This window comes from Protofrankia coriariae (genome assembly GCF_001017755.1).
GTDB classification, from domain to species: domain Bacteria; phylum Actinomycetota; class Actinomycetes; order Frankiales; family Frankiaceae; genus Protofrankia; species Protofrankia coriariae.
In genome coordinates, this window is sequence record NZ_JWIO01000014.1 from 109,297 (window position 1) to 117,729 (window position 8,433).

Genomic DNA, 8,433 nt, shown 5'->3' on the forward strand with positions numbered 1-8,433 from the left:
TCGTCCGCTGGCTTCTTCGGACACCGCTGACCCGCCTTCCGCACCATGCACCATGCACCGAATCACGGCCACGCCGGGCGCCGTTCCGGATCATGGTCGGATCACGGCGGGGAGATGCCACCCGCGCCGGCAGCCGGCCCATCAACTNGTGGGCGCCGACAGCGCCGGCACGGCTGTCGTCTGGGTGACCTCCTCGTGCCACCCGCCGGACGCGGGCGCCGACAGCGCGGCCGGCCGCGTGAGCACCTTCGTGGCCTCCTCGACATACCCCGAGGAGGCGGCGGCTGGCGCGATCGCGGGCGCGGATCTCCCTGGAGTCGCTTTTTTCGGTCTTCCCGGCGCCGCTTTTTCCGGCGCTGACTTTTCTGGCGTCGTGGACGGTGCTTTTTCCGCCGTGGCGGACGACGATGCCGCCGTGGCGATGACCACCGTGGTCTCGGGCACCGCTGTTCTGGTTGCCGCGGAGGCGCTCACCGGGGCTTCGGATGCCGTCGCCTGGTGGGGTACGCCCGACTGCTCGGACGCCACTGCCGGTAGCAGGCCGGGCTCGCCGGCGGAACGCAGCCGGCCGGCGATCAGGGACCCCCACCACATGAAGATGGGGAGCAGACAGATGATCAACGATAACGCCGCCCAGACCATGTTCGCCGGATACACATGGCCGAAGCCGACCGCGGCGGCGACGGAGAGCCCGGATATCGTCGCCCAGAAGATGTGCTTACGGAAGGTCAGGAGCCGGTCGGGGCTTGCGCTCTGCCCCTTGGGCGTGACCACGAAACCAAGCGGACGCCGTAACAGCGCGCCGACGAAGGCGGTCGAGTAGAACGGCGTGCACAGCATGGAGACGAAGATTCCGGAGATGCCGGCAGTGCCCTTCTCCTCATGCGGGCTGATGTTGAACCGTCGCAGCCAGATGTAGAGCAGCAGCCTGGTCACGGCCACGTCGATGTAGAGCGCCATCCAGGACGATATCTGCACGGTCACCCCGGTTGACCCCAGGGCCATGTAGCTGACCGTGAGCATCATTCCCATCAGCCAGGTGAGGGCGACGGTCGGATAGTGCAACATCAGGGTGGAGTAGTGCAGGCGGTGTCCCCACGGCAGCTTCCGCAGCCGGCGTACCGACTCGGTGACCATGACCTCGTTGGAGCCACGAGCCCACCGCAACTGCTGACTGAAGAAGTCGGTCCAGGTAGCCGGCCCCTCGCCAACCGCTACGACGTCCGGCGTGTACACCGACTTCCAGTGCCGTCCGGAGGTAGGCTGATGCTCTCCGTGTACAGCAAAAGAGGTGGCCAAATCCTCGGTGATCGAATCCTGGAACCCACCGATCTGTCGCCATGCCGACACCCGGTAGGCGTGGTTCGTGCCGACGAACATCCCGCAGTCGAACCGGTTCGCGGCCCGCTGGATGACCGAGTGGAACATGTAGTTCTGCGCTTCCGCGCCCCGGGTCAGGAAGCTGTGGAAGTTCCCGTAGACCTGTGGCCCCACGACAAAGGCGACATCGGGGTCGCGAAAGTAACCGAGCATGCGCGAGGCGAAGTTCGGCAGCGGAATGTGGTCGGGGTCGACCGACAGCACGACGTCATAGGAGGCGCCGTGGGCGTCCAGCCAGGAGTTGTGGTTGCCGTGCTTCGTCTTGGCCCGGAACCTCCCTTTCGGCTGGTTCCACCTTTCGATCCCTTTGCGGCTGAAATGGTTGACCCCGAGGTCCTTGCACATCTGGCGGACCGTCGGGTCGTTCCCCTCGTCGAGCAGCCAGATGTCGATGGGTGTGCCGTAACGGATCTGCCGGGCCGCGATCAGGGTGTCGCGTACGACGTCCAGCGGCTCCTTCGACGGGACGATGGTGGTCGTGAACGCGATCCGCAGGCCTGCCGGCGGCCGGACCGGCACCGGGTTGCGCATGATGTAGGCGGCCCAGCAAAGAGTGATCGAATTAAGTAACCGGATGCCCTCGGAGACGACGATCGTCCAGAACATGACCAGGTTGCCGATGCGCACCGGCGTCGGCAGGTACCTGCTCTTGGGGAAGTGGCCCGGCTGCACCAGCCAGACGAAGAACAGCGACGACAACCCGACGGTGGCTATCAACAGCGGCAGCACCATCCAGAGCTCCCGCCCTACCATCACCTTACGGTAGGCAACGCGATACTCTGTGTCAGCAGGCGGAAGGGTAAGCGGACCCGCGAGCTTCGAGAAGGAGGTGTAGTCGTAGGCCAATTCTCTTCCAAGGACTCGTGCCACCCGCGGGTTGCGGTCAGCGCCACGACATACGTCGCATGCAGATCACACGTCGCATGCAGATCGGTGAACCGGTCCACGTCGGGACAGGGATGGGTGCCAGGTATTCATCCGTCGTCGGCACGTTCACGGCCAGCGGTCCGCAGACCCGGGCGGGGCCGGGCGTCAACCGCGTGCCGCTGGCGCCATGCCCGGATCGATCCGTGCTGGTTGCGATCTACCAAGGACGTCATGCCGTCAAGGTGCTATGGAGGCCGCGGAACACCGCTCCCGGAGTCGGGCCGGCGGGCGCGCCGGACCAACGCACGACGGGCGTAACAGGCGCCGGGCGTCACCGGGCTATACCACCGGACACGTCACCGGATATGCCGCCGGAGGGCCGCCTGGAAGCGCCGGTCGCCCGCCACGCGGACCGGCCGAGAAAAAGCCCACCGAGGACAAGCGCGACACCGGCTACGAGACTGAGCCACAGGCCCAGGCCCACCTCGGCGGTGACCACGGGATTGTCCGTCTGGAACGTGCCGATCCGCAGCCGCAGAAGCTTGGCGGCTATCGCGTCCCCTGCATTGATCTTGACAGCGCTGAGGACGGCGATAGCGCCACCCACGACGGGCAGCGCCAGCCCGAACGGGCGGGCACGGGGGATCTCGGACAGCAGCACGCTGATGACGACGCCGAGAATGCCCAGTCCGAGCACCACCTTGCCGTGCCAGGACAGCTCCAGTCCCGATCTGTTGCTGTGCAGCAGATCGGCACCCCGGTCGGCGAGGGTCGCACCCGCCCACGGCAGGAACGTCCCCAGCACGGCAATCAGCCCCGCCACACCGCACGCATAAACAATCATGTCCGCCGTGCGCGACCTGGCACCCGTCGGCACGTCCTCATCCGACACGGCGTTCCCTCCGTCGTTCGCACAGTCACACCATGGAATTTCGACATCCGACGCCCCCCGAAACGCTCGAACGAGCAGACCGTCTCTCGTCTGATCCTGGTTCGGACCAGGAGACAAGTAACGGAATGTCCAGAGCTATCCCCCTACCGAGTCAGAAGCGTACCTGGCAGCACGGCCCGGCCGTCGGCGTCCCCCTGTTCGGCCAGGTCACCGACCAGATGCCCACCCGCGGGCAGCCCCGGCCGCCCGGCGTCCAAGGACACGGACCACCGGCTCCGCAAAAGCATGATCGCGCCGCTGGCGCCCCGCTCTAAACCACCAGATGGCCGTCGCCGACGCCCACCCAGGTGGTGGATGTCAGCTCGGTCAGGCCCATCGGCCCACGGGCGTGCAGCTTCTGGGTGGAGATTCCGATCTCGGCGCCGAAACCGAACCTTTCACCGTCGGTGAAGCGGGTCGAAGCGTTGACCATGACCGCCGCGCTGTCGCAGGTCGCGATGAACCGGCGGGAGGCAGCCAGCGAACGGGTCACGATCGCCTCCGTGTGCCCGCTGCCCCACCGGCGGATGTGCGCGACGGCGTCGTCGAGGGAGTCCACCACCCGCACCGCCAGGTCCAGCGACAGGTACTCGGCGGCCCAGTCCTCCTCCGTCGCGGACAGCGCCGACGGGTCCTGGGAACGGACCGCGTCGTCGCCATGGATCGTCACCCCCGCCTGCCGCAGCGCCGCGAGCACCCGCGGCAGGAAGACGTCCGCGACACCGGCGTGCACCAGCAGCGTCTCCGCCGTGTTGCACACCGACACCCGCTGGGTCTTCGCGTTGAGGACGATCGCCAGCGCCTGGTCGAGGTCCGCGTCGACGTCGACGTAGACGTGGCAGTTACCGACCCCGGTCTCGATCACCGGCACGGTGGACTCCTCCACCACGGTCCGGATCAGCCCGGCGCCGCCGCGCGGGATCAGCACGTCGACGAGACCGCGCAGGCGCATGAGCTGCTTGACCGACTCGTGGTCGGCGCCGGGCACGAGCGCGATCGCGTCCGCGGGCAGCCCGGCCCCGGCCGCGGCCTCCCGCAGCGCCGCGACCAGCGCCGCGTTGGTGCGCAGGGCCGAGGCGCTGCCGCGCAGCAGCACGGCGTTGCCGCTCTTGAGGCACAGGCCCGCGGCGTCGACCGTCACGTTCGGGCGGGCCTCGTAGATGATCCCGACCACGCCGAGCGGCACCCGGACCTGGCGCAGCTCGATCCCGTTGGGGAGCACCCGGCCACGCACCACCGTGCCCACCGGATCCTCGAGCAGCGCGACCTGGCGCAGGCCGTCCGCGATCGCGGCGAGCCGGTCAGGTGTGAGGGTGAGTCGGTCGATCATGGCCTCGCCGGTGCCCGCGGCCCGCGCGGCGGCCACGTCCGCGCCGTTGGCCGCCAGGATCGGCCCGGCGCCGGCGAGCAGCGCGTCCGCCATCGCGTGCAGCGCGCGGTCCTTGTCCGCGCGGGACAGCGGTGCGAGCACGGCCGCGGCGTCACGCGCCCGGACCGCGGTCTCGCGGACATCCTCCGCAAGGCTGTTCATGACCAGTTCCTCCCGACCTGACGCTCGTCCGACACGCCACGCCCAGCGGGCCGGAAACGACACGATCATGTTCCCGGACCACCGGAGGACCGCGTGTGCAGGGCGGCGGACCGACGGCGGCACGATCATGATCGTGCCGCCGGGGCCCGCGTTCCTCAGGCCGCGCAGGGCCGGGGCGGCACGACGATGTTCCCGCGCCCGGGGTCCCCACCGGATCCGGGGCTCCCACCGGTTCGGCGACGCCGGCCCGGGAGCCCGGAAGCCGGCCCGGGGCGTCCGGACGGCCCACATTTCCGTGGCACTACGAGGTTACCGGCGTGTCAGGGCAGCCACGAGGATTCCCCACGGTCCGCCGGCGGCCCGGTCACGATTTCCGTGGCGGCACGGGTTCCGTGGCGGCACGGGCACGCACACAAACCGTACCCGCGTGCGGAAGCATCGGCGGCGCGTCCTACCGTGCAGACATGCTCGTGCTGCATACATCCGACTGGCACTTCGGGCGTACTCTGCACCGATTCGACCTGTTGGCGGCGCAGGCCGCCTTCGTCGACCATCTTGTCGAGGTCGTCCGGGCCGAACGCGTCGACCTCGTCGTGGTCAGCGGGGACGTCCACGACCGGGCTATCCCGCCGGTCGCGGCGATGCGGCTGTTCGACGAGGCGCTGTCCCGGGTGCGGGACGCCGGCGCGCACGTGGTGGTGATCAGCGGCAACCACGACGCCGGCGCCCGCCTCGGCGACAAGGCCGGGCTGCTCGACCCCCGGGTGCGCATCAGGACGGACGTGTCCGCCATCGCCACCCCCGTCACCGTCGAGGACGCGCACGGACCCATCCACGTCTACGCGCTCCCCTACCTGGAACCGGCGGCGGTGGCCGACGCCCTGCNTGGCCGACGCCCTGCCGGCGGTTCCCACCCCGGACCCCGACGACGCGGCCCACCCTGGCGACACGGCTACGACGACAGATAGCAGCAGAGAAGATACGAATAGCAACAAATCGACGACGATCAGCGATACCGTGAACACGAACAGCAATGAAAAGGCCCCGATCGGTGCTGGTAGAGCGCTGTCGCACGCCGCGACGCTGGGCCGGGCCATGCGTGCCGTGCACGCCGACCGGGCCCGGCGCGGTGGCCGCAGCATCGTCTGCGCCCACGCCTGGGTCAGCGGCGGCCAGGCCAGCGAAAGCGAACGCGACATCAGCGTCGGCGGGCTCGCGGCCGTCCCGGCGAAGCTCTTCGACGGAGTCACCTACACCGCGCTCGGGCACCTGCACCGGCCACAGGCGCTGGACGAGGGCCTGCGCTACAGCGGCTCGCCCCTGCCCTACTCGTTCTCCGAGGCGGGCGACGTCAAGTCGTCACTGCTGGTGGAAATCGACGCGGACGGCCTGTGCGGGCTGGAGGAGATCCCGGTCCCCGTGTACCGCGGCCTCGCCCGGCTGCGCGGCCGGCTGGCGGAGCTGATGACGGCCATCGACCACGAACGGCACACCGCCGACTTCGTCTCGGTGGTGCTCACCGACCCGGTCCGCCCGCTGGACGCGATGGCAACCCTGCAGCGCCGCTTCCCCTTCGCGCTCACCCTCAGCCACGAGCCCGCCCTCGACGCCACCGGCGACGAGCTCACCTACGGCCGGCGCGTCCACGGGCGTTCCGATCTCGCGGTGGCCGAGGCGTTCGTCACACATGTGCGGTCCGAGCCGAGCGAGCGCGAACGTGCCCTGTTACAGGCTGCGTTGGACGACGCCCGCCGGGCCGAGGACGCGGCCTGATGCGCCCGCACCGGCTGGAACTCGCAGCCTTCGGAGCCTTCCCGGACAAGGTCGAGCTGGATTTCGACCGGCTCGGAGCCGGTGGCCTGGTCCTGCTGTGCGGCGAGACCGGCGGCGGGAAGACCACACTGCTCGACGCGCTCGGCTTCGCCCTCTACGGAGTCGTTCCGGGGCTGCGGGCCCGCGCGAAGGACCTGCGCTCCCACCATGCCGGCGCGGACGCTCAGCCGCGTGTGCAACTGGAGTTCAGCGTGTCCGGGCAGCGTTACCAGATCGCCCGGACGGCATCCTGGGACAGGCCCAGGCGCGGCGGCGGGGGCAGCTCCCGAGTGAACCCGACCGCCCTGCTCAGGCGCCGGACCGACACCGGCTGGGAGGCCGTCGCCCAGCGCAACGAGGATGTCGGGCTCGAGATCGGCCGGCTGCTCGGGATGACCGCCGAGCAGTTCTTCCAGGTGATCATGCTACCGCAGGGGCGTTTCGCCGACTTCCTGCAGGCCGACCACGACGCGCGGGAACGGCTGCTCAAGCGGCTGTTCGCCGTCAGCCGGTTCGAGCACGCCGAACAGTGGCTCGCCGACCAGGCCAAGATCGCGGGCGAGCGGCTGGCCGCCGCCNGCCGCCGCCCGCGGCGACCTCGTCCGGGTGGCGACCCGGGCCACCGAGGCCGCCGCGGTCACCGAACCGGACGATCTCGAGACCGACGCCGACTGGGTCGCCGGCCTTGCCGCGGCCGCGGACGCCGCCGCCCGCACGGCCACGCAGCATGCCGGAGCAGCCGCCGAGACCCGCCGGCAGGCCGAGGAGTCGCTCGACCTCACCCGCGGACTCGCCGAACGCCAACAGCAGCGGCGTGAGCTCGACGCCAGGCTGGCGACACTCGAAGCGCAGCTCCCAGCAATCGAGGTCATGGCCGCCGAGCTGGCCGCCGCCCGCCGTGCCGCCACCGTCCGCCGTGCCCTGGACCAGGTACGGGAGCGGGCGGACGACCTGACCCGGGCACGGCTGGCCGAGGACACCGGCCGCCACCGCCTGGAACTGCTCGGCGCCCGGCACGACGTCGACGTCGACGAGCTGGCCCGGCTGGCCCGGGTCGCCCACACCGACATGGGACGCCTCGAGCAGTTCGCGAACATCCTGACCGCCGCCGACGCGGACGACGCCGCCGCCACGGCGGCCGACATCGACGCCGACACGCACGCGGCCGCCGTCGCCACCCTCACCGAATACCTGCGCGCCGAACTGCCCGAACAGCGCCGTACCCTCGAGGCCAGGCACAGCCGCGCCAGGGCCGCCGCAACCGCCCTGCCAGGCGCACGCGAGCAGGCACGGACGGCCGCCGAGCTGGCCGCCGCCGTACGCCGACGGGGGCAGGCCCTCACCCATGCGCACGACGCGGAGCAGTCCGCACGGCTGGCCCGCGAGCAGGCCGGTGACATCCGTCAGCAGCGCTTCGACGCGATCACCGCGGAGCTCAGCGCCGCCCTGGTCGACGGTTCGCCCTGCCCGGTCTGCGGATCCCTCACGCATCCCGACCCGGCCGAGGCCCGCGCGGACCACGTCAGCAAGGACGACGAGCTCGCGGCCGAAGCCATCGCCAACCGGCTCGCGACGCAGGCCACCGACGCCCGCCGCGACGCCGACCGGCTCGACGAACGGATCCGCACGCTGACGCGCGCGCTGGCCAACCAGGTGGATCCCGCCACCGCCGTCCCCGGGCCCGCCGGCCCGGCCGCCCCGGGGCAGACCGCACCCGCGGCCGACCTTGGCCCGGCCGGCGACAGGACTGGCGCGATCGGCACAGCGGGCACGGTGGGCGTATCGACCACGGCGAACACCCCGCCAACAGCTCCGGCGCCAGCGAACCCGGCGAACCCGGCGAACAACACGATGTCCGCGAACACGACAATGGCCGGCGCGACAACAGCGGACACCCCGCTGGCAGGCGCCG

6 protein-coding genes are annotated in these 8,433 nt (G+C 70.6%); 3 read left to right on the top strand and 3 right to left on the bottom strand.

Going from position 1 to position 8,433, the window contains the following annotated elements:
• Positions 1 to 141: 141 nt before the first annotated feature.
• The 3 genes from FrCorBMG51_RS10530 to FrCorBMG51_RS10540 all read right to left on the bottom strand — a co-directional run bounded on the left by FrCorBMG51_RS10530 (position 142) and on the right by FrCorBMG51_RS10540 (position 4,709).
• A complete protein-coding gene (locus FrCorBMG51_RS10530; RefSeq protein ID WP_476742142.1) occupies positions 142 to 2,133 on the bottom strand; it encodes a glycosyltransferase family 2 protein in 1,992 nt (663 codons plus the stop codon).
• Positions 2,134 to 2,578: 445 nt separating this feature from the next.
• Complete coding sequence (locus FrCorBMG51_RS10535; protein ID WP_052914543.1) at positions 2,579 to 3,139, bottom strand: hypothetical protein; 561 nt, start codon at positions 3,137 to 3,139, stop codon at positions 2,579 to 2,581.
• A 310-nt stretch (positions 3,140 to 3,449) separates the two neighbouring features.
• On the bottom strand, positions 3,450 to 4,709 hold the full coding sequence (locus tag FrCorBMG51_RS10540; protein ID WP_047223001.1) for a glutamate-5-semialdehyde dehydrogenase: 1,260 nt from the start codon (positions 4,707 to 4,709) through the stop codon (positions 3,450 to 3,452).
• A gap of 464 nt (positions 4,710 to 5,173) precedes the next feature.
• Here FrCorBMG51_RS10540 and FrCorBMG51_RS33115 point away from each other — a divergent pair, with 464 nt between their 5' ends.
• From FrCorBMG51_RS33115 to FrCorBMG51_RS26645, 3 genes are read left to right on the top strand one after another with little or no spacing between them, the layout of a single operon-like run.
• Complete coding sequence (locus FrCorBMG51_RS33115; protein ID WP_338052732.1) at positions 5,174 to 5,677, top strand: metallophosphoesterase family protein; 504 nt, start codon at positions 5,174 to 5,176, stop codon at positions 5,675 to 5,677.
• A gap of 49 nt (positions 5,678 to 5,726) precedes the next feature.
• Positions 5,727 to 6,482 carry an exonuclease SbcCD subunit D C-terminal domain-containing protein gene (locus FrCorBMG51_RS33120; RefSeq protein ID WP_052914544.1) on the top strand — a complete coding sequence of 252 codons (756 nt, stop codon included), beginning with the start codon at positions 5,727 to 5,729 and terminating at the stop codon, positions 6,480 to 6,482.
• Positions 6,482 to 7,339 carry an AAA family ATPase gene (locus tag FrCorBMG51_RS26645; RefSeq protein WP_086055374.1) on the top strand — a complete coding sequence of 286 codons (858 nt, stop codon included), beginning with the start codon at positions 6,482 to 6,484 and terminating at the stop codon, positions 7,337 to 7,339. Before FrCorBMG51_RS33120 ends, FrCorBMG51_RS26645 begins: the two co-directional genes overlap by 1 nt.
• The last annotated feature ends 1,094 nt before the right edge of the window (positions 7,340 to 8,433 follow it).